We start from the raw sequence: 20078 nt of genomic DNA, 5'->3' as shown, positions 1-20078 counted from the left end.
TTTCGCATAGTCATTTAATTTTCCCGCACGGCCAACACCGTCGTCGTGCCATCCCCGGCCCGTTCCACCAAGGCGCTGACATCGAGCGTCGAGCGCTGCATCTTGACTTTGCCATTGACCACGAAATAGCTGGTCCAGACATCGACTTCCTTACTCGTGATTTGCTTACTCTTTTCCGAGAAACGATTTTGAAAATCGGCAAAATCCTTGAAATACGCCGTTTCTCGACTGGCAAGCAGCAAGGCTGCATCGCCCATACTGAGGCCGATTATTCTGGCCGACAACAGTTCTGCCGGTGCCGTGTTCAAATTCACCGTAGTCAAGCTGCTGCGACGTGGCAATACGGTCACATAGGGGCGCAATTTCTCCAGCATTTCCGTATTAAAGCCGGGCACGACCAGTAAATCTTCTATCCGTGCAAACGGCACAAATTGTACTGCAGTACTCGCGCTGTCAGCACTACTGGCAGACGCGGTAGTGGTGGCAGTTTGCGCCGTGCCACTGGCCGCCACCGTAGTATTCACCGCCGCGGCTTTAGACTGCGTCGCCGCCACCGCCTGTGCCGCCGCCGCTGCGCCATCGGCTGGCAATTGCAAATTTTGCAGCAAACGCCCGAACACGGCAACTTCGGCTATATTCACCACCCCGGCGCTGGCCAGGTTATTGAGGTTATAGGCAGCCTGCGCATCGACGATTTGCCCCGACAAGGTGGCGTCACTATTGTCGGCATCGCGCCCTTCTTCGACATATTGATCGAGCCGAGTTTCTTCCAGCTTGACCGACCAAGGCTCCCCGAGATGATCGACCTTGCCCGAATGGCGGGCATCTTCGCGCAAAATCAAGCGCGACCAATCGATGGCACCGCGCATAATCCATTTTTTTTGCAATTGCATGCGCTGATTTTCAATCGAACGCACCTGCACTTGCTGTTGCCAAAACAGGCTAGTAACGATCGTGATGGCCAAGGTGGTCAACAACAAAGCAGTGACGATGGCGACACCGCTTTGCTTGCTGCGCGGCCGGCAGTTAAGTGCATACCGACTCATCAATTTGCTCCAAGTAAAAAAACTTTTCGCATCGGTGCATTGGCACCCTGTACCTGCAGACTGACTTCCAAACCGGCCAACTTCGCCACTTTGGTGGTAACACCAGCTTGTACCAGCACATCGTTGGCCACCTTCGATGCCGCCGTGGTCAGCGCCGCGCCATTGATTTGCCAGGCATTGTCACCCTGCCTCCACGTGCGCAATGCAAATGACTGTACATTGCTTTGCAATTCGATGCCAGTTTGTCCACTTGTATCATCAGCAAAACTTTGCCATTCATCTAAAATAACCGCAATTTCCCGGCTAGGTGGCAATTCGCGTCGGGTCAATTTTCCATCAGCCACTCGGTAATTGACTACTTGAAATTGGCCGGGCTCATTTTCGTTGTTCACCGAGCGTATCAAACTGAGCTTGTCGCCGCTGGCGGTCAGTACACTGTGACCGAGCAGCATGGTTTCATCGGCCAGATGTGCGCAATCACTTTCCATCTGCGCGAAACTGAGCTGAATTGCCCGTGTTTGCTCCATTTCGGCGTTCAAACTCAGGCGCGCGCGCACGATGCTATCGAGTCCGCGCCAGCCAAGTACCGCAATAATCGCCAAAATCGTGATGGCGACCAGTAACTCGATCAGGGTGAAACCACGCTCAAAAGCCGGCCGCTGCTGTTTACAAAGCATTCGGCACCACCTGCGTGAGTTTGATGATGCGCCGCTCCGGTCGCGCCGTCTCGGATACCGACACTTCGATCCGGCGGAATGATGGGTTAGGTGTGGCAATCACTTTTTCAGCGCACTGCAGCTGCAAGTCGGCCTGAGGACATTCAAAACTGCGCTCGCCGACATCTGGCCACTCATTGGCCAAGCGAATTTGCGACAGTCGATTTTCCGCCGACCACGTCGCCATCAGCGATACCCGCAGGTCGCCGCTGTTCTGCGTCAAACTGCCGACCGCACGCAGGCTCGCGCCCAAAGCGGTGCCGACAATGACCAGTGCGACCAAGACTTCGAGCAAGGTAAAACCACGGGAATGAGAAAGCTGCATACGCATGTTATTCGACCGAAAAATGACCGATACCATCGGCGATGATACGCACACTAGCTTCCGGCACCTTCAAGCTCAGCACAAACGGCTTATCGACCGGTTCACGGCCGAACACTACCCGAATTTGCGGCCCCTGAGTCAGCATCGGCTCCATCGTCAAGCTCACCGGCGCGAAGGAAAACTCACGTTCACGCAGCATATCGTCTTTTAATGGCGACCAGACGCGGTCTTGGCGCAACAAAAAACGGTAGCCTTGTTGGTCCGCCTCAAACGCCACCGGCAAATTGCGCAGTATCGCTTCATCACGCGCCAATTGCAGCAGCAAGGCGATGCGTTTGGCATCGTTTTCCAAACGCTGTTGCTGCCCCGGAATGGCATTGAAACTGACCGCACCGAGCATGAGCCCGGCGATCACCATCACGACCAATAATTCGAGCAGAGTAAAGCCGCGTTGTACGCCTGTTTGCTTCATGCGGCTAACTTACAATTCCCACGAGCCGATGTCGGCATCATTGCCAACGCCACCGGGCTGACCATCGGCCCCGAGCGAGAAGATATCGACATCGCCCTTAATCCCTGGCGACAAATACTGATAGGCGTTACCCCATGGATCTTTCGGCAATTTATCAATATACCCACCGCTTTTCCAGCCATTCGCAGCCGGCCCCGAAGTCGGTTTCGCGATCAAGGCAGATAAGCCTTGCTCGGTGCTCGGGTAGCGTTGATTATCGAGGCGATACAATTTCAAGGCTTGCATGAGGGTGGAAATATCCTGTTTGGCCGCGACGATGCGGGCATCGTCGGTACGGCCCATTAACTTCGGCACCACCAAGGCAGCCAAGATACCCATGATCACCACCACCACCATAATTTCAATGAGCGTGAAGCCGCGCGCGCGCTGCGGTTTGGAATAGACGGGCATGGTTTTGAGATTCAACATAAATTTCTATCGGTAAGTAAAGTCGCATGAGGGCTGCTGGCGAAACGCAGTATAAAACGGGAACATGACATCCTGACCCTCGCGCGAATAAATAATTCAAAAAATTCGCGTCAGAGTCATTCGAATCGCATTCTTTAGAATTACTCTTCTAAAGTCCGGTTTTATTACACTTTGCAACAACATTCAACTCAAGCGCAAGGGCAAGCTGCGCAAACGCTGGCCATTGAGATTAAAGATGGCATTGGCCACGGCCGGAGCAATCGGCGGCACACCAGGCTCACCTATCCCTTCCGGTGCTTCTGCACTGGCAATGATGATAACCTCAATATTCGGTACTTCGTTCATTCTTAATACCGGATAGTCGTTAAAATTACTCTGCTCGACCCGACCATCACGCAAGGTGATTTCGCCATACAAAGCCGCGCTCAAGCCGAAAATAATGGCCGACTCCATCTGCTGATTGATGATATTCGGGTTGACCGCGATACCGCAATCGACCGCGCACACCACCTTATGCACGCGAATGGCACCGTCTTGAATCGATACTTCAGCGACTTGCGCGACGATAGTGCCGAATGACTGATGTAAGGCCAAGCCGTGGGCGCGCCCCGGTGCAGCCACGCCAGCCTTCGCCACGGCCGCATCGAGCACGGCGCGGTGACGCGGATGATGACTGAGTAAGCGACGACGAAATTCCAGCGGCGTGCGGCCGGCCTGATGGGCCAACTCATCGATGAAACTTTCTTTAAAAAACGCATTATGCGAATGACCGACCGAACGCCAGTAACCGATGGGCACGGCGCTAGGCACGATCACATGAGCAATTTTTTGGTTTTCAATTTGATACGGCATATCGAATTCACCCTCTGCCGTCGTCTTGTCAGGACCGGCACCGGGCAAGCCGAAGGTGCGCGCTAACACTTGCTGCGTCACCGAACCGGAAGCCGATTTATTATCGTAGGCAAGAATATTACCCTGCGCATCGACGGCCGCGCGAAAGCGCGCCAGCGCGGCCGGGCGATACATATCGTGCGTCGTATCGTCTTCCCGACTCCACACTAGCTTGACTGGCAAGCCGGCTGTTTCGCGCGCCAAGGCTACCGCTTGCAACACCATGTCGATTTCCAAGCGACGACCGAAACCACCACCAAGAAAGCTCATATGCAAATGCACCTGCTCGGCGGCGATGCCAGCGGCCTTGGCAGCGACATCGACGGCAATACTCGGCACTTGCGTCGACACCCACAGATCGAGTCGTCCGTCTTTCAGGCAGGCCGTGCAATTCATCGGCTCCATGGTGGCGTGCGCCAAAAACGGTGCGCGATATTGTGCCTGCAGTACGCGCGCCGGATCGGTGCCAGCCAAGACGGCAGCGGCATCGCCACGCTCATAATACGCAAACCCACTTTGCTTATCGAGTGCCTCAGAGAGTTCGGCAAATACGGCGGCGCTCGACAACTGCGCGTGCGCGCCGCCATCCCACTCCAACACCAAAGAGGCCAAGGCTTTTTTGGCGGTCCAATAAGTTTTTGCAATCACGGCTACCCCAGCCACCGAGCGCGCATCCAGCGTGCGCGAAAAATCGACGACATGCGTGACACCCGGCAATGCCAGCGCCGCTGCCGCATCGACTCGGCGCAGCGTGCCACCGATGGTCGGACTTAATTTCAGGGCCGCGAACAAGCAGTGCTCAGGCTGAGCATCGATACCGTAACGGGCACTACCATCAACTTTGGCCGCACTGTCGGTGCGTGGCTGCGCTTGGCCGATCAAGCGAAACTGCGCCGGCTGTTTAAGCACAATACGCCCAGGTTGGCTGGCTACCGCAGCTGCGGCCAACTGGCCGTAACTGAGGCTGCGCGCCGCACCGTCACTGACAATACCGGCCGCAGTGTGACACTGCTCGGGTGCGATGCCCCAAATTTTAGCGGCAGCGGCGACCAGCATGGCGCGTGCGGTGGCGCCGGCTTCACGCAGCGGCAACCACGCATCTTTCACGCTCGACGAACCACCCGTGACTTGCAGACCGAGTTCGCGCGCCGTTTTTAAAGTCAGCCAGCGCGCCACATGTTTGATGCTCCCCTCATCATCGGGGTGAAATGGCAAACCGTCGGCCAGCATCGCCATATTGCCGTAAATTTTATCGATGGGCGCAGCCATCGTGCGCACCTGCGCCATCGGCACATCGAGCTCTTCCGCCACCAACATCTGCAGGGCGGTATGTATGCCCTGCCCCATTTCACTCTTGTGCATGGCGACGGTCACACTTCCATCGGCGGCAATTTTAATCCAGCCATTGAGCGCCACTTCACCCTGCTCCAAAGGCAGCGGATGGCTGCCATTGAGCCGTGCGCGTGGCGGCAACACACCCCAAGCGACCACCAGCGCGCCGGCTGCGGCCAAGCCTCCGAGGATAAAACGGCGGCGCCCTGGTTTGGTCTTTGTTGTCATTGTCTGGTCTCCGTTATTAATATTGGCGCGTCCCCAGGCTGCGGACGTTCGCAACAGCGCCACAACTGCTTGCGGCGACTGGAATTTTAAGTATTTCTACGGGGAAAACCCTGCGCCAAAATGCGTTCCCACACCGCATCTTTCTGGGCTTGGTTCATAAACACCCAATCCGCCACCTCAGCGACCGTCCGACCGCAACCACGGCACACGTCATCAAACGTCGTCGAACATACGGCCACACACGGCGTATCCGGCCTAGTCTTACTCTGATTCATCGTCAAGCACGTCCCCAATCAAGAAAAAACGCCCATGCAAAACCGGCGGGCAAACACTATCATAGCGCCAATTTCAACATATCTGTTTAGTGCTTACCTACAATACCCCTGCCCGGCACGCATGATTACTTCCATCTACATTGACAGGCAACGCCATTGGGCAGCAAAATGACGGCCACGCCTGATCACAATGCATGCCGCGAGAAGCCGCGCGACAGCCCTTACCACAACACATCGGCGATCTTACCGCCAGCGAGCACCAGTCTCTCTGACAACCGGTGATATTTTAGAAAATTGCTTTCATGGCCCACGATTTCTTTCAAACTCTGATCTTGCTCATCTTGGTAACCGACCCATTCGGAAATGTCCCGATTTTTGTCAGCGCCCTGTCACATGTCGCGCCGGCACGCCGCTGGCGCGTGATCGTACGCGAATGCGCGATCGCCTTCATCTTGCTGTTGCTATTCATGTTTTTCGGGAAAAACTTCCTCACCGCGCTGCAGCTTTCGGAAGTATCAATACGCATAGGCGGTGGCGTCATCCTGTTTCTGATCGCCTTGCGCATGGTGTTTCCCCAAGAAGGGGGAATCTTCGGTGAGACCGAAGAAGATCACGAACCATTCATCGTGCCACTCGCCATTCCAGCCCTGGCCGGCCCTTCGGCGCTGGCCACGGTATTATTATTTTCTTCTGATAACAAGCAAGAAATTATCGTTCATCTTGGTGCCTTGACGGCGGTGGCGGTGGTATGGCTGGTGGTCTTGCTCAGTGCAGAACGCATGCAACAAGTATTGGGCGCACGCGTGATGACGGCATTCGAACGTTTGATGGGCTTGATTCTGGCGGCGATGTCGATAGAAATGCTGCTGGCCGGGATACGCGAGTATATCAAAACCCTCCACTGACAGTGGCAGACGCGGCCAGCGGCGCGACCAACGCCGCTTCGGCCGCAAATAATTTGCCATTAAAAGTCAGGTAACCGAGCACAAACAACACCAGGGCGATGAAAAATTGCTTGAAGAATTGACGGTTCATTATTCGCTTTCGCTACACAAGCTGTTGTTTTTCAAATTGTTCGATGTCGGCAGCACTGTAACCGAGTTCAGTCAATACCTGATGCGTATGTTCACCCAAGCGCGGCCCCAACCAGCGAGTTTGCCCGGGCGTGAGCGACATCTTGGGCGACACCGCCGGCAACTTGACACCACTGCCATCGGCAAACTGATGCTGTTCAAACATATCACGCGCCAGAAATTGCGGATCACTCATCATGTCGCGCACCGAATAAATTTTTCCTACCGGTACTTCTGCGTGGCGCATGATTTGCAAGGCTTGATCGATATCGAGATGCCCACACCAAGCCTGAATGGCGGCATCGATTTCGGCCGTGCGCGGAACTCGGCCATCATTGCGCTGTAAAGCCGTATCATGCGCGAGATCGGCACGCCCTATGGCCAACATGAGGCGGTGAAAAATCGCATCGCCATTACCGGCAATAACCAGATTTTCACCATCGCGCGTGGTATAGGTATTCGATGGTACGATACCTGGCAGAGCACCACCGGTACGCTCGCGCACCACGCCGGCGACATCAAACTCCGGCACCAGTGATTCCATCAAATTAAACACTGATTCATACAGCGCCACATCGACCATCTGCCCAGCACCACCGCGTGCGGCAGCACCGGATTGGCCGTTCCAGCGACCACCGCTGACATCACGATGGCGGAGGGCCAGCATGGCCCCGATCACGCCGTGCAAGGCCGCCACCGAGTCACCGATCGAGATGCCAACCCGCACCGGCGGGCGATCGGGATGGCCCGACACATAGCGCAAACCACCCATGGCTTCCGCGATCGCGCCAAAGCCGGGTAAATCGCGCATCGGCCCAGTTTGTCCGTAACCGGACAAACGCACCATGATGATGGAAGGATTCAGCGCCTGCAGCGAAGCGTAATCGAGCTGCCATTTTTCCACCACCCCGGGACGATAATTTTCAATGATGATATCGGCTTCCAAGGCCAAACGACGGGCGATTTCCTGACCTTGGACAGTCTTCAGGTTAAGCGTGAGACTCTTTTTATTCCGCGCCTGCACACTCCACCAGAGCGAAGTACCATCTTTGAGCACGCGCCATTGACGCAAGGGGTCACCCCCTTCGGGCGACTCGATTTTGATCACTTCGGCACCAAATTCCGCCAACATCCGCGCGCAAAACGGCCCGGCGATCAGGGTGCCAAGTTCCAGTACTTTGATGCCCGCCAGCGGGCCGGCCGAAGTTTTTTTCATCACAAATTATCAGGTATGACGCCGATCCAGCATGGCGCGAGCGATGGTCCCTGCATCAACATATTCGAGTTCGCCACCGACCGGCACACCGCGCGCCAACCGACTCACGCGCAAACCGCGCGCCTTGAGCGTTTCGCTGATGTAATGCGCGGTCGCCTCGCCTTCATTGGTAAAATTAGTGGCCAACACCACCTCGGTAACGACCTCATCGAGTGCTCGCACCAATAACTTCTCGAGATGCAACTCTTTCGGGCCGATCCCATCGAGCGGCGACAACCGTCCCATCAAGACAAAATACAGACCACGATAGGTGAGCGTCTGCTCGATCATCATTTGATCCGACGGCGTTTCGACCACGCACAACAAGCTACGGTCGCGACTGCTATCGGCACAGGTCTCGCACAGCGCCGTTTCGGTGAAGGTATTACACGAACTGCAGTGGGCGATACGGTCGACGGCATTGAGCAGTGCATGACCAAGACCGCTGGCGGCGGCGCGGTCATGCTGCAGCAAATGGTAAGCCATGCGCTGCGCCGATTTGGGCCCGATGCCGGGCAAGCGCCGCAATGCTTCTGCTAGCTGCTCAAGGCTGCCGACTTGCTTCACGATCAGAATGGCATTTTAAAACCAGGCGGCAAAGGCATGCCAGCTGTCAGACCGGACATTTTTTCCTGCGACGTCGCTTCCGCCTTACGCACTGCATCATTGAATGCCGCCGCCACCAAATCTTCTATCATATCTTTATCGTCACCGAACAAAGATGGATCGATGCTAACGCGCTTGACATCATTCTTACATGTCATCAGGACCTTCACCAAACCGGCACCAGCTTGTCCTTCAACTTCCACCAAGGCCAACTGATCTTGGGCTTTTTTCATATTATCTTGCATCGCTTGCGCTTGCTTCATCAAGCCTGCGAGTTGGTTTTTCATCATAATGGTTTCTCCAAAAAACGTTATCTATACAATAGGAATCAAATATTGCGGTACGCTACGATGACGGCGGTCAAACCGGCCGTACGCTGCCAGTCACGATGGCGGCACCGAATTCGCGTATTAAAGTTTGCACAAAGCTGTCATTTTGCATCGCTGTTTCAGCAAACTGCTGGCGCACTTCGCGCGCAGCCACGGCTTGTGTATTGGCAGTCAATTCAACGGCACCGATTTTCGCTTCAACACGAACAATTTGACCGAAGCGTTCCGACAAAGCCGCCGACAATTTATCACCACTCCCGGAGGACAACAAGGTACTGAGCGGGACCCGCAAGGCAAACACGAAAGCATTGCCATCTTGCGAGCAGTGAATCAGCTCACTTTGCTGCGCCAACTGCTGCGCCACGCCACGTACCGGCAAACTGGCAGCCAATACCGGCCAATCGCCATCCCATCCCAGCGCTGGCACCGGACCTTGCCACAAAATGCGATCGGCACCGGCGACTGCCAGCGCCGGTAGTGCCGGCGCGACCGCTGCGGCTGCCACTGGCACACTGACTGCAATCACTGAAGGCGCCGCGTCCGGCACGGCCGGCGCGACCACTGGTGCGACCTCAAACACCGCCTCATCCCAGGGTGGCGGCATATCATCCATACCGACGGCCTGCATGTCGGGCACAAAACCGGCCGTTGCTGCCGGTGCCTGTGCTGGAGCCGCTGCCGCGCTGATCGGCGCATCGGTCGCCGCATTGCTTGGAGCAGTGCGAGGCAGCACTGCCGCAGCCTTAGTGCGACTCGCCGGCGCCGCCGGCATCAGCGCTGCCGGCGCTGCTGCAGCCGCACTGCGGCCAGGCGCGTGTTTATTACTACCGGCGCGGGCCGCTGCCAACGCAGCCAGTGCCGGACTCATCGGCTTACTGCCAACCTCGCTGGCCGGCATGACGCTGGCCGTCACCGCTGGCACTGCCAGTGCCGCCGCCGGCGGCGCGGCCGGTGCGGTGGCGCGCGACCGTACCGGCGGCGCCGCCGATGGCAGTGCAGCGGCAGCGGCCGATGGCGCTACACGGGCAGCACTCTGTTCTGCCGCGGCATCGAGCGGACGAAATGCCAGCATGCGTAGCAAGCACATGGAAAAACCGGCATATTCATCCGGTGCCAGCGCCAACTCATTCCGTCCATGCACGGCAATCTGGTAATACAACTGCACCTGATCGGCCGCTAATAAGCCAGCCAAACGCAAAACTTGCTCACGCTCGGGTAAATCATCGGCAATCGCCGTCGGCACCATCTGTGCCACGGCGACCTGATGCAGCAAAGTGCCGAGATCTTGCAGCGCCGATTTATACGACAAGCTGCGCGCTGCCATCTCATCGGCGATATCGAGCATAGTCTTACCATCGCCACTGACCAAGGCATCAAGCACACGGATCAGGTAGGATTGATCGAGCGCACCCAACATACCCTGCACGGCTTCGAGCGTTACTTTACCGGCCGCATAGGCAATCGCCTGATCGGTCAAGGACAAGGCATCGCGCATCGAGCCCTGCGCACCCTGCGCTAACAAACGCAAGGCCGGCACTTCGAAGGCAATCTGTTCCTGACCGAGAATATTATCGAGATGACTGATAATCTGCGCCGGCGGCATTTGTTTGAGATTGAACTGCAAACAACGCGACAGCACCGTAACCGGAATTTTTTGCGGATCGGTGGTAGCAAGGATGAATTTCACATGCGCCGGCGGCTCTTCCAGCGTTTTCAGCATGGCATTGAACGCATGATTGGTCAGCATATGTACTTCATCGATCATATACACTTTGAAACGGGCATTCGACGGCGCATAAATCGCCTGTTCCAGCAAGGCAGCCATCTCATCAACGCCGCGATTGGACGCGGCATCCATTTCTATGTAATCAACAAAGCGACCGGCATCGATGGCCGTGCAAGCATCGCACACACCGCAAGGATTGGCGGTGATGCCCTGCTCACAATTAAAAGATTTGGCAAGTATGCGCGAGAGTGTGGTTTTCCCTACCCCGCGTGTTCCAGTGAATAAATAGGCGTGATGCAGCCGCTGCTGCTCAAGCGCATGAGTTAAGGCACGTACCACGTGCTCTTGCCCTACCAGCGTTTGAAAGCTTTTAGGGCGATATTTTCGGGCGAGAACTTGATAAGACATCGTGAGATTTTACCCTATTCGGAAAGCGAAAAAACACTGGGCGTGATGGAAATAGTAAATATCTCTGCGCCAGCGGCGCGCAACACCGTCCCCCGGAGCGAAACGCTGACATCATACAAGGATTGGACGGCATGCGCGAAGAATCAAGCGGGCAGCGAACTTAATCTGGCGACACAGCCTGCTGTGCCTGCTGCGCCTGCTCCAGCCGCAGCAACAGCGCATCCCGGCTGCGCAACTCTTCGCGCAAGCTACCGAGCTCGCGGCGCAGCGCACGGATATCTTGATGTAACTCGCGCTCAAAATCCGCCTCTTCCTCACCGACAAACAAGGCGGCGATATTGGCCGTGACAATAGAAAACATCGCATAGCCAAACAAGACGATGAATACCGCAAAAATTTTCGACGCCGGCGTCGAAGGGACGATATCGCCATACCCAACCGTTGCCACCGTCGTGAAAGCCAACCAAACCCCATTGGCATAACTGGTGACATTCGGCTCAAGCCAGTAAAACCCCGCTCCGGCGGAACTGAGCATGAGTATCGCCAAGCCCATCATCTGCACCAGATAACTAGGCTTCATATGCTGCAATACCAAGGTAGCAATGCGCAATAGTATCGCGCCACACAAGGCCAGTCGCAACAACCACTCGACGGTACCCCAGACAGTTACAGTCGGCCAAGCGCTGACCAGACAACCGATGATAATCAACACATCAAGCGCCATCTTGCCGCTTTGCCGGCGCTGCCGCTTATTCCTATGCCATTGCCAGAACGTATCGACGCCCATCATCAGCGCCACCACCACATAGGCGAGGCGACCGGTTACTTGCAATAGGGCATCAGCACCATCGAGCAGCAAATAAAACGCCGGGATCGAGATCAGCAAGCCGAGCAAGAGTAAAGGCCGTGAAAGATAACTGAGAAATTGTTGTGTCAGTGGATAAATACCACTTACCGGGCTACGCTTTTGCCGCTTCACAGTCTGCTCTCAGTTTTTAAAAAAACTATTTTCATCATTTCCCGAGACACTGATCTTGAGCCAGATCAAGATCAGTGTGCGTGACGCGAGCACACTTTACTTATATGCGCCGCAACCGACAAAATAGTGATCATGCTTTTCCACATAAGCCGATTTCAACTCGAGTGCCTTGGTAACCGGATTCGGCCAGCGATAATCAACCCAGCCACTCCCTTTACTGCTGACGACGGCAACCATGTCTTTGATGATGAATTTATCTCCGACTTTCAAATCGATCAGATTTTTACCCTGCATCTTGGAGTTATTTCCATGACTTAAGTTCACGCCATTGAGATCGTAGACAAACAAATACAAGTCGCGATCATGGAATTCTTTGTTACTGACATCAGAAAATTTTGCAAATGCCTGCTCAGCACCATTTTCTTTAATGGCGGCCAAGCCTTTTTTGACCATGGCCTGCGCTTGCTCCGTCGTACCACGAAGCTCATCGGCGTGCGCCACACTCAAGCCGACGAGCGTGAGCAGCGCTAAGGCCATGAAGTTTCTACGTAATGTAAACATTGTCGGTCTCCTCGTTTTTATTAGTTACTGTTTAGTAACCAGTGAAGTATGCCAGAGAGCGACCGAAAAAAAATCAGCAACGATGCAATTTGATGTTATGTAGCACATATAGGTACAGCGAATCGCGCCATGCAAGCATAGGCGGAAAGAAAATCAAGCAGAGGAAAGGAGAAAGAGATCGAATGAAAAGTTGGCGAGCCTGATCTGCGGCACTTGCGGGAGATGACTGTGGCTGCTTCGTTCCCGACCTGACCAGATTGGCCAATCCGCAATGCGCAGGGGCCCGCCAGCCGCCATTATAGCGCCTTTCCAACCTGCCCCGCAAGGGACGCGCAGATTAAATCGAAGCGGCTTAGCGACTGCCACTGAGCGCCACCGTTCGCCACCGAGCAACTAAGCCGTTCGAGACGGGGCCGCCTCCCAACAGTCATTGCGGCCATCGAGCTCGGTGATGGCCAGTACACTCAAGGCGACAGGATCGAGATCATCGAGGCAGGCTACATTCACGGCGATGAAAGCACCCCAACGCGGCGACTGCCCACGCAAATAAGGATGGATGCCACAGACGGCGCAAAAATAATGCTGCTCAACATGCCGGTGAAAGGTATACACGCTTTGCTGCGCACTGCCCGACAACAATTGAAACCGCTCCATTGGGACAATCACCGCCCACCAACGCAGTTTTGTACAAATACTGCAATTACACTGCACACTACCTTGGCTCAAATCGATCTGCGCCCGAAACCGCAGCGCACCGCAATGGCAACTACCATGATAAGTCTGCAGCATCGCCCCTCCTCCGATTATCCGACAGAATGCTAAATACCTAGCTCCTGCCAAAGTGTATCGACACGCAACTTGACCTCGGCACTCATGGCAATCGTCGTACCCCATTCGCGCGTCGTTTCGCCCGGCCACTTATTGGTCGCATCGATCCCCATCTTACTGCCCAAGCCGCTGATCGGCGAAGCAAAATCGAGATAATCAATCGGCGTATTATCGACCAAGGTGGTATCACGCAGCGGATCGACGCGGGTAGTGATGGCCCAGATCACTTCCTTCCAATCGCGAATATTGACATCCTCATCAACCACCACGATGAACTTGGTATACATGAACTGACGCAGAAAACTCCAGACTCCGAACATCACGCGCTTAGCATGCCCGGCATAGGATTTTTTCATCTGCACAATCGCCATGCGATAGCTGCAGGCTTCCGGCGGCAAATAGAAATCAGTGATCTCGCTGAACTGTTTTTGCAACAAGGGAATGAAGACTTCATTCAAGGCCACCCCCAGCACGGCCGGCTCATCGGGTGGCTTACCAGTATAGGTCGAATGATAAATCGGCTCGCGCCGCATCGTGATGCGATCGATGGTAAACACCGGAAACCAGTCTTGCTCATTATAGTAGCCGGTATGGTCGCCATACGGCCCTTCGAGCGCATGCTCGTAACCGCTGGCATGCGTTTCATCGGGATAGATATGCCCTTCCAACACGATCTCAGCCGAAGCCGGCACGCGCAACTCACTACCAATGGCCTTGACCAATTCGGTGCGACTGCCACGCAAAAGACCGGCGAACTGGTATTCCGACAAACTGTCCGGCACCGGCGTGACGGCACCGAGGATGGTGGCCGGATCGGCACCGAGCGCGACGGCGATAGGATATGGTTGCCCCTTATTGACGATGCAATGCTCGCGAAAATCGAGCGCACCACCGCGATGCGACAACCAGCGCATGATCACCTTATTACGACCCAACACCTGCTGCCGATAAATACCGAGATTCTGGCGTTTTTTATTCGGACCCTTGGTAATCACCAAACCCCAGGTAATGAGCGGCGCAATATCGCCTGGCCAGCAATGCTGTATCGGCAAACGCGCCAGATCGACATCATTTCCCTCCCACACAACGTCATGACATTTCGCCCCGCGCACTTCTTTCGGGGCCATATCCCAGACCGCCTTGATCAAACTGCCCATACCGAGCATATCTTTGAAACCTTTGGGTGGTTCCGGCTCTTTGAGCGCCGACAGCAAATGACCAATCTGACGCAATTCACTGACGTCATCCGCGCCCATACCAAGCGCGACCCGACGCGGCGTGCCGAATAAATTCGCCAATACGGGTATCGAATGCGCAGTCGGACGATTGAACAGCAAGGCAGGTCCGCCAGCACGCAAAGTCCGATCACAGATTTCCGTCATCTCCAAATGCGGAGAAATTTGGATATCTATTTGTTTTAATTCATCTTTTTGTTGTAATTGAGAAATAAAATCTCTTAAATCTGCATATTTCATCTTTTTTCGCTTTTTTGTCAGTCTGAAGCAGTTTTTCAGCTAAATTCGCTAAGTACTTGATTTTATTGATTTTTGCTACAATATAGCAGAAGTCATTAGATGTAAAAGTTATAGAAAACAATTTTGATAGTATTGACTCGATATAAAACCCCCCCTACAATTCGCCCAACTTGATGTAATCGTCAGGGTGAGCCGGCTTCTATATCAATTTGCCAAGGCCACCGGCATTCACATCATTCACGGGGATCGGGCCCCACACACAACATTGTAAGGATGGTTTTCAAAAGGCGTCAGCCTTACCCGAAAACAGCGGTTTATCACTGGACGCTCCAGAACCGAGTCCGACGGACTCATCGATAAACCGCTCCGGCGCTTTCCACTCGCGACTTGCGAGGGAGGGCGATGTTTCTGATTCGCGGCAAAGACATATTGCACCATACCAGTTATTGAGGTCGGTGCCACCGCGAAGATTCAGGAGGTAACATGATTCAACGTTTTATTTTAGCACTACAAGTACATAGCAGTACCGACAAGCGCATTGCGCTGTCAACCGTAGCACGCGATGCCACCAGTGGCTTCCTTAGCACCATGCGTCACCTGCTTACCATCGCCGGTGTCTGCGCCATCACGATGTTGGCGCTGATGTACCTCAAGCCGGAACTGGCTGACAAATTCAAAAATTTGTCTCCTTACGCCGAGCCCGAACAGCTCGCCGATACAGAAGTCGTCCCGCCTAGCCTGGCGCAACTGATGGCTGCGCCCGGCACGGTAGCGACTGCCGGCATGAGCGAGGAAGAAGCGAAATTACTCGGCAATCAACGACAACAACAATGGGTCACCAATTGGCTGTCGAAACGTTACCGTGTCGCCAGCGATGCCACCAATATGCTGGTGTCGGCCGCTTACCTGACTGCCAAAGAGATCAAACTCGACCCGCTGTTGATTTTATCCGTCATGGCAATCGAATCGGGCCTCAACCCGTTTGCGGAGAGTCCGGTCGGCGCCCAAGGCTTGATGCAAGTCATGTCGAAAATTCATCAAGAAAAATTTGAGGAGATGGGTGGCGTGAAAGCAGCCTTGAATCCGGTTGCCAATATCAAAGTCGGTGCCTTAATTCTCAAAGACTACGTGGCACGCACCGGCTCAGTCGAAGCGGGCTTGAAATTGTATGTCGGTGCTGGCGCCTTTGATAACGATTCCGGCTATGGCGCGCGCGTTCTGACCGAATACAAACGCCTCAAAGATGTATCGGCTGGCAAAAATGTACCAACCGTGTTTACCAACCCGCCAGCACGTGCGGCAGAAGTGACGCCGATAATCAAACAAGAAATCCACGAAGCCACACTCAAAACGGAAGCACAAGTCGCGGCACTCTGATAGAGAAGCCAAAGCAAGCACAGCAAAGCGCCACTGTTATCGCCAACAGTGGCGCTTTGCTATTTCAGCGCTGTAAAAACGCTTTCAGTCGCGCCACCGCCTCGTGTAAATTTTCCATACTGTTGGCATATGAAAAACGCACATAGCGGGCTGCTGTCGCCGGTCCGAAATCAAGACCCGGCACAATCACCACCCCAGCTTGATTGAGCACCTGCTTGGCAAACACATCGGCATCGTCGCAAAACGGCGAACAATCGGCATACACATAGAAAGCCCCGTCCGGCATCACCGGAATACCGAAGCCAAGTTCACGCAAGGCTGGCACGATGTAATCACGACGACGCTTGAATTCTGCTTTGCGTTCTTCATACACAGCCAGTGTGGCCGGTTCAAAACAGGCCAAGGCTGCATGCTGGGCCACCGAGCTTGGACAAATGAAAAGGTTTTGCGCCAGCTTTTCAAACTCACCGACCAAGTTCGCTGGCACCACCAGCCAGCCTAGCCGCCAACCGGTCATGTTGAAGTACTTACTGAAGCTGTTAATGACAATCACATCATCGGCCAGCGCCAAGGCAGTAAATGGCGCACGGTCGTAAGATAAACCCTGGTAAATTTCATCGACTATCGTAAAGCCGCCGCGCTCCCGCACCGTGGTGATGATCTTACTCAGTTCCTGCGCATCAATCGAGTTACCGGTAGGATTCGACGGCGAAGCCAGCACCACGCCGCCGGTGGCATCACTCCAGTGCTGTCGCACCATCTCATCGCTGAGCTGAAAGTGCTGCTGCGGCCCACAGGGAACCAGCTTGGCACGCCCATCGAAAGCCGCGACAAAATGCCGATTGCACGGGTAGCAAGGATCGGGCATCAGCACTTCTGCCCTCACCTCGACCAGCGCCGCGGCCGCCAGCAACAACGCCGCTGAGGCACCGGCTGTGACGATGATGCGCTCGGCCGCTACCGCCACGCCGTACTGCGCCTGGTAATGGGCGGCGATCGCCGCGCGCAAGGCCGGAATCCCGAGTGCCGAGGTATACTGCAAGCGACCATCAGTCATCGCCTTCACCCCGGCCGCTACCACCGCCGGCGGCGCCGTAAAATCAGGCTCGCCTATCCCCATATGAATCAGGTGGCGACCTTCAGCTTCCAGGGCTGCGGCCATTTTCATCAATTCCATGACGTGAAACGGTGCGATGTCGCTCAAACGTGCGGCGAGTGGTGTGGTCATATCAGTACTTAAATAGAGGAAAGTGGAAATTCACTGCCTGCGCTTGAGGCGGAATGAAAAAAACCGCCTGTTCCCGATCACAGGAAAGGCGGCGTGAGCGACCCGAAGCCGACCGTACTGCCCTTATTTCGCCGCAACCTCAGTCGGGCGCAACTTGGCAGCGAGCTTATCAAGCACACCGTTGACATACTTATGGCCATCGATACCGCCGAATGACTTAGTCAACTCGACCGCTTCATTGATGACCACGCGATATGGAATTTCAATATGGTTTTTCAGCTCATAGGTACCGATGAGCAAAGCGGCATGCTCAATCGGCGACAATTCTTTGACGCTGCGATCGATCAGACCGGCAAACTCTTCGCGCAAAGAAACCGAATCATTGATCGCGCCGTGTAGCAAGACATCAAAATGTTCGCGATCGGCCTTGTCAAAACCATGCGCTTGACGAATATGCGCATCGATGACACCGGAATCTTCATTATTAAGCAGCCATTGGTATAAACCCTGCAGCGCGAATTCGCGGGCACGATGGCGCGGCGAACGGCTTTTACTGGGATTGGCGTGTTGTTGGGTTTTACTATTCATTTTTTTCTCTTGCTTTCACTTTAAGAAGCGCTGCTTGCAGCAGACGCGCGAATGGCGCGCCGGCCGGCCATCTGTGGCGCACTTCCTGTACTGCCGACCCGTGATCAGGCGTCGTAACCGACGTCTTCCGTGGCTTCGGCCAAATCTTCCAATGCCAGCGTCAAGTTTGCCATTTCCACGGCAACCCGGGCTGCATCAGCACCTTTTTCTTGCATGCGCACTGCTGCCTGCTCATCATTTTCGGTCGTCAGAATCGCATTGGCAATCGGCAGTCCGGTATCGAGACCGACTCGAGTAATGCCGGCGCCGGATTCATTCGAGACCAACTCAAAATGATAGGTTTCGCCACGAATAACGGCACCAAGCGCGATGAGCGCATCAAATTGATTAGTCAAGGCCAGCTTTTGCAAGGCCAATGGCACTTCCAGCGCACCTGGCACCGTTACGTGCAAAATATCTTCATTCAATACGCCGAGTCGGCTCAGCTCGGCCAAACAAGCCGTCAGCAAGCCATGCCCGACGCTTTCGTTGAAACGTGCTTGCACGATGCCGATACGTACGCCTGCACCGTCAAGATTGGATTCGTAATGTCCGACTGTCATGATCATCTTTCCCGCGCCGCAGCGCGCAATAATGGGGTTGAAAATACCGTGTGCTGCACTCAGTGAGCGTGCGGTTTGTCGAGGTAGCCGAGCACTTCCAAATTAAAACCGGTCATCGACGGCATTTTGCGCGGATTGGCCAGCAAAGTCATCTTACCGACGCCGACATCTTTAAGAATCTGCGCACCGATACCGTAAGTGCGCAAATCCATACGCGCGGCACGGCCGGCCGGCCGCGATTCAGGCGTATTCAAGGCACTGAACTGATCAAACATTTGCTGCGCCGTTTCTTCGCAATTGATCAGCACAATCACACCAGTCGGTGCCGCCTGAATCGCCTGCATGGCCGCGGCCAGATTCCAGGAGTGCGTGGTCGCGCGGCTTTCGAGTAAATCGAGAATCGAGACCGGTTGATGCACGCGCACCAACGCAGGCTCGTGCGCCACTGGGGTGCCGTGTACCAGCGCCAAATGGGCCGAACCGCTAGGCTTATCGCGATACACAATGGCTTTGAAACTGCCGTGCACGGTATGCATATCGCGTTCAGCGATACGCTCAACGATGCTCTCGGTTTGGCTGCGATAATGAATCAGATCGGCAATGCTACCGATTTTCAGCTCATGCAAACGGGCGAATTCGATCAAATCCGGCAAACGCGCCATCGTGCCATCGTCTTTCATGATTTCGCAAATCACGGCAGCCGGGGTCAAACCGGCCAACTCGGCCAAATCACAACCGGCTTCGGTATGACCGGCGCGCATCAACACCCCGCCCTTTTGGGCCTTGAGTGGAAAAATATGACCGGGCTGCACGATATCATTGGCACCCATTTTTTTATTCACCGCCACTTGCACGGTACGCGCGCGGTCGGCGGCTGAAATCCCGGTCGTCACGCCTTCGGCCGCTTCAATCGAGACGGTGAAATTGGTGCCATACGAGGTACCGTTACGGCTCGTCATCATGGCCAGATTGAGTTCGTCGCAGCGTTCTTCGGTCAAGGTAAGGCACACCAAGCCGCGACCGAATTTAGCCATGAAATTGATTGCTTCGGCGGTGACGAATTCGGCCGCCATGATGAGGTCGCCCTCATTTTCACGGTCTTCTTCATCGACTAAGATCACCATTCGACCGGCGCGCAATTCGGCGACGATTTCAAGGGTAGTAGACATGCTCATAGGGGTATCCTGAGGTGGGCCAGCTGCGGCGCTCGATGAATCTGCGTACACGGCGCGCGATGCCACCAGCTGCATATGAATGAATCCGCTATTTTAAAGGATTTCCACAGACTGT

General features: G+C 54.8%; 22 protein-coding genes and 1 other RNA gene. 2 read left to right on the top strand and 21 right to left on the bottom strand.

Annotation, left to right across the window (positions count from 1 at the left end; genetic code table 11):
• Positions 1-14: 14 nt before the first annotated feature.
• The 7 genes from gspK to QN359_RS01545 all read right to left on the bottom strand — a co-directional run bounded on the left by gspK (position 15) and on the right by QN359_RS01545 (position 5753).
• On the bottom strand, positions 15-1046 hold the full coding sequence (gspK, locus tag QN359_RS01575; RefSeq protein WP_322248056.1) for a type II secretion system minor pseudopilin GspK: 1032 nt from the start codon (positions 1044-1046) through the stop codon (positions 15-17).
• A complete protein-coding gene (locus QN359_RS01570) occupies positions 1046-1723 on the bottom strand; it encodes a PulJ/GspJ family protein (protein WP_322248055.1) in 678 nt (225 codons plus the stop codon). The genes gspK and QN359_RS01570 overlap by 1 nt, the downstream gene beginning before the upstream one ends.
• Positions 1713-2087, bottom strand: coding sequence for a type II secretion system minor pseudopilin GspI (gspI, locus tag QN359_RS01565; RefSeq protein ID WP_322248054.1), 375 nt, complete (start codon positions 2085-2087; stop codon positions 1713-1715). The genes QN359_RS01570 and gspI overlap by 11 nt, the downstream gene beginning before the upstream one ends.
• 7 nt (positions 2088-2094) lie before the next feature.
• Positions 2095-2559 (bottom strand): GspH/FimT family pseudopilin, encoded by a 465-nt coding sequence (locus tag QN359_RS01560; protein WP_322248053.1) that lies wholly within the window; start codon positions 2557-2559, stop codon positions 2095-2097.
• Positions 2560-2568: 9 nt separating this feature from the next.
• Entirely contained in the window at positions 2569-3027 is a 459-nt protein-coding gene (gene gspG / locus QN359_RS01555) for a type II secretion system major pseudopilin GspG (protein ID WP_416200183.1), read from the bottom strand.
• Between the two features lie 183 nt (positions 3028-3210).
• Positions 3211-5478: a xanthine dehydrogenase family protein molybdopterin-binding subunit gene (locus QN359_RS01550; RefSeq protein ID WP_322248052.1), complete on the bottom strand. Its 2268-nt coding sequence runs from the start codon at positions 5476-5478 to the stop codon at positions 3211-3213.
• A gap of 86 nt (positions 5479-5564) precedes the next feature.
• Entirely contained in the window at positions 5565-5753 is a 189-nt protein-coding gene (locus QN359_RS01545) for a DUF1289 domain-containing protein (protein WP_322248051.1), read from the bottom strand.
• Positions 5754-6055: 302 nt separating this feature from the next.
• Here QN359_RS01545 and QN359_RS01540 point away from each other — a divergent pair, with 302 nt between their 5' ends.
• Positions 6056-6658 carry a MarC family protein gene (locus tag QN359_RS01540; RefSeq protein WP_322248050.1) on the top strand — a complete coding sequence of 201 codons (603 nt, stop codon included), beginning with the start codon at positions 6056-6058 and terminating at the stop codon, positions 6656-6658.
• Here QN359_RS01540 and QN359_RS01535 read toward each other — a convergent pair.
• The 10 genes from QN359_RS01535 to ubiD form a co-directional block, all read right to left on the bottom strand.
• Positions 6642-6788 (bottom strand): hypothetical protein, encoded by a 147-nt coding sequence (locus QN359_RS01535; protein WP_322248049.1) that lies wholly within the window; start codon positions 6786-6788, stop codon positions 6642-6644. The genes QN359_RS01540 and QN359_RS01535 overlap by 17 nt on opposite strands.
• Positions 6789-6800: 12 nt before the next feature.
• Complete coding sequence (locus tag QN359_RS01530; RefSeq protein ID WP_322248048.1) at positions 6801-8042, bottom strand: CaiB/BaiF CoA-transferase family protein; 1242 nt, start codon at positions 8040-8042, stop codon at positions 6801-6803.
• A gap of 9 nt (positions 8043-8051) precedes the next feature.
• Positions 8052-8648, bottom strand: coding sequence for a recombination mediator RecR (gene recR, locus QN359_RS01525; protein WP_322248047.1), 597 nt, complete (start codon positions 8646-8648; stop codon positions 8052-8054).
• Between the two features lie 2 nt (positions 8649-8650).
• Positions 8651-8977 (bottom strand): YbaB/EbfC family nucleoid-associated protein, encoded by a 327-nt coding sequence (locus tag QN359_RS01520; protein WP_322248046.1) that lies wholly within the window; start codon positions 8975-8977, stop codon positions 8651-8653.
• Between the two features lie 70 nt (positions 8978-9047).
• Positions 9048-11150: a DNA polymerase III subunit gamma/tau gene (locus QN359_RS01515; protein WP_322248045.1), complete on the bottom strand. Its 2103-nt coding sequence runs from the start codon at positions 11148-11150 to the stop codon at positions 9048-9050.
• Between the two features lie 160 nt (positions 11151-11310).
• Positions 11311-12129, bottom strand: coding sequence for a potassium channel family protein (locus QN359_RS01510; protein WP_322248044.1), 819 nt, complete (start codon positions 12127-12129; stop codon positions 11311-11313).
• Between the two features lie 96 nt (positions 12130-12225).
• Complete coding sequence (locus QN359_RS01505) at positions 12226-12690, bottom strand: cache domain-containing protein (RefSeq protein WP_322248043.1); 465 nt, start codon at positions 12688-12690, stop codon at positions 12226-12228.
• Positions 12691-12879: 189 nt separating this feature from the next.
• Positions 12880-12978, bottom strand: an RNA gene (ffs, locus tag QN359_RS01500) — signal recognition particle sRNA small type.
• Positions 12979-13083: 105 nt separating this feature from the next.
• Entirely contained in the window at positions 13084-13479 is a 396-nt protein-coding gene (locus QN359_RS01495) for a GFA family protein (protein ID WP_322248042.1), read from the bottom strand.
• A gap of 29 nt (positions 13480-13508) precedes the next feature.
• Positions 13509-14993 (bottom strand): 4-hydroxy-3-polyprenylbenzoate decarboxylase, encoded by a 1485-nt coding sequence (gene ubiD / locus QN359_RS01490; RefSeq protein WP_322248041.1) that lies wholly within the window; start codon positions 14991-14993, stop codon positions 13509-13511.
• A gap of 483 nt (positions 14994-15476) precedes the next feature.
• Between ubiD and QN359_RS01485 the strand changes: the two genes are divergently transcribed.
• Positions 15477-16370, top strand: a complete 894-nt coding sequence (locus QN359_RS01485) for a transglycosylase SLT domain-containing protein (protein WP_416200182.1) — start codon at positions 15477-15479, stop codon at positions 16368-16370.
• Between the two features lie 64 nt (positions 16371-16434).
• On the opposite strand, the gene QN359_RS01480 is transcribed toward QN359_RS01485, so the two are convergent.
• The 4 genes from QN359_RS01480 to ribBA all read right to left on the bottom strand — a co-directional run bounded on the left by QN359_RS01480 (position 16435) and on the right by ribBA (position 19963).
• Positions 16435-17598 (bottom strand): pyridoxal phosphate-dependent aminotransferase, encoded by a 1164-nt coding sequence (locus tag QN359_RS01480; protein ID WP_322248040.1) that lies wholly within the window; start codon positions 17596-17598, stop codon positions 16435-16437.
• A 123-nt stretch (positions 17599-17721) separates the two neighbouring features.
• The gene (gene nusB / locus QN359_RS01475) at positions 17722-18186 is read right to left on the bottom strand and encodes a transcription antitermination factor NusB (protein ID WP_322248039.1); all 465 of its coding nucleotides are present in this window, start codon (positions 18184-18186) and stop codon (positions 17722-17724) included.
• A 104-nt stretch (positions 18187-18290) separates the two neighbouring features.
• Positions 18291-18788 carry a 6,7-dimethyl-8-ribityllumazine synthase gene (ribH, locus tag QN359_RS01470; RefSeq protein WP_322248038.1) on the bottom strand — a complete coding sequence of 166 codons (498 nt, stop codon included), beginning with the start codon at positions 18786-18788 and terminating at the stop codon, positions 18291-18293.
• Between the two features lie 59 nt (positions 18789-18847).
• Complete coding sequence (ribBA, locus tag QN359_RS01465) at positions 18848-19963, bottom strand: bifunctional 3,4-dihydroxy-2-butanone-4-phosphate synthase/GTP cyclohydrolase II (RefSeq protein WP_322248037.1); 1116 nt, start codon at positions 19961-19963, stop codon at positions 18848-18850.
• Positions 19964-20078: the final 115 nt, after the last annotated feature.

Source organism: Undibacterium sp. 5I2, from assembly GCF_035019605.1.
In the GTDB taxonomy this organism is placed as follows: Bacteria; Pseudomonadota; Gammaproteobacteria; order Burkholderiales; family Burkholderiaceae_D; genus Undibacterium.
The sequence above is the reverse complement of the archived record's forward strand: the minus strand, read 5'-3'. Positions and strand labels throughout refer to the sequence as shown.